This is a genomic window from Serratia sp. A07 (genome assembly GCF_058725505.1).
Genome location: NZ_JBZXDO010000184.1, coordinates 1 through 1,067, shown reverse-complemented (window position 1 = coordinate 1,067; position 1,067 = coordinate 1). Strand labels below are relative to the sequence as shown.

Annotated in this window: 2 protein-coding genes; one reads left to right on the top strand and one right to left on the bottom strand. The window is 47.5% G+C overall.

The annotated features are described in order from the left end of the window. Positions 1-96 precede the first annotated feature (96 nt). Positions 97-477 (top strand): DUF4354 family protein, encoded by a 381-nt coding sequence (locus AC4PR2_RS29080; protein WP_166687508.1) that lies wholly within the window; start codon positions 97-99, stop codon positions 475-477. Between the two features lie 36 nt (positions 478-513). On the opposite strand, the gene AC4PR2_RS29075 is transcribed toward AC4PR2_RS29080, so the two are convergent. Further along, positions 514-1,011 (bottom strand): recombinase family protein, encoded by a 498-nt coding sequence (locus AC4PR2_RS29075; protein ID WP_492176074.1) that lies wholly within the window; start codon positions 1,009-1,011, stop codon positions 514-516. Positions 1,012-1,067: the final 56 nt, after the last annotated feature.

Sequence of the window (1,067 nt, the reverse complement as noted above, 5' to 3'; positions counted from 1 at the left end):
ACGCGTGGTTTAGTTTGAGTTTTATATTATTATCAGGGTGCTGCATCTTGCATACGTGCAGTAATCCAGATAACTAACCCACAAAAAGGAATTGATATGAAGGTTTCTGCTATCTTTGCATCTCTAACTCTGGCCGGTTTTTGCTTTGCTGCAAACGCCTCTACTCCTAGTAATGTCGCCGTATACGCCACTGAACAATCTCAGGGGTCTATATCCATTGGTGATAAAACTGCATACACCAAAACCTTTGAGGTTTCCTTAGCAAAATTATCTGCTGATACTGTCGATTTATCAAAGCTTTGCCTAAAGGCTTACTCTCCAGACAAGAAAGAATATAAACTCGATACTGTTGATGAGGTTTTAACCTCTGGTTCCCTGAAAGAAGGTAAACCGGTAAAGGGAATTGCTGTGTTTGCTTCTGAGAATGATGACGTCCTCAAAGCCGCTCTGGTAAAGATTTCCGACGATTGTAAATAATCTGATAAAGCAGCCAGCGGGCTGCTTTATGAAGTTTTATATTTCCAAAATTAGTGTATGCCGCGAAAGTGTTCGGTAAACCGTTGGGCGTGAAACAGAAAATAGTTCCGCCAGATCGCTGATTGAGTACTGGCCAGTTTCCCGCATACGGCATAGCTCTTTTTGCTGTTTTTCAGACAGTTTCGGCTGCTTCCCCCTTAATTTTCCTTTCGCTCGTGCAATCGCCATGCCTTCGCGAGTCCGCAGGCGTATCAGGTCGCCTTCAAATTCGGCAAACGTGGCCAGCACATTGAAAAACATCTTTCCCATAGGATCTGCCGGATCGTAGAGGCTGGCTCCCAGCGCCAGCTTCACGCCTCTGGCCTGTAGTGCATCCGCTATCTCTCGTGCGTCAGGAACTGACCGCGCCAGCCGGTCAAGCTTGGGAACAACCAGCGTATCGCCGCTGCGCACAGCGGCCAGCGCCTGATGAACAGTAGCACGCCTGCGGCGTGAGCTCGTCTGCTGCGCAGCCGAAGTACTTTCCCCCTTCATCGCCACGACTTATACTTTCCCTGCTTTCTTACCTAAAAACTCATATCAATCGGATA

What these genes read in the sequence shown, in the direction of transcription:
- AC4PR2_RS29075 (WP_492176074.1), bottom strand. Translation starts at nt 1,011, where the DNA reads ATGAAGGGGGAAAGTACTTCGGCTGCGCAGCAGACGAGCTCACGCCGC.
- AC4PR2_RS29080 (WP_166687508.1), top strand. Translation starts at nt 97, where the DNA reads ATGAAGGTTTCTGCTATCTTTGCATCTCTAACTCTGGCCGGTTTTTGC.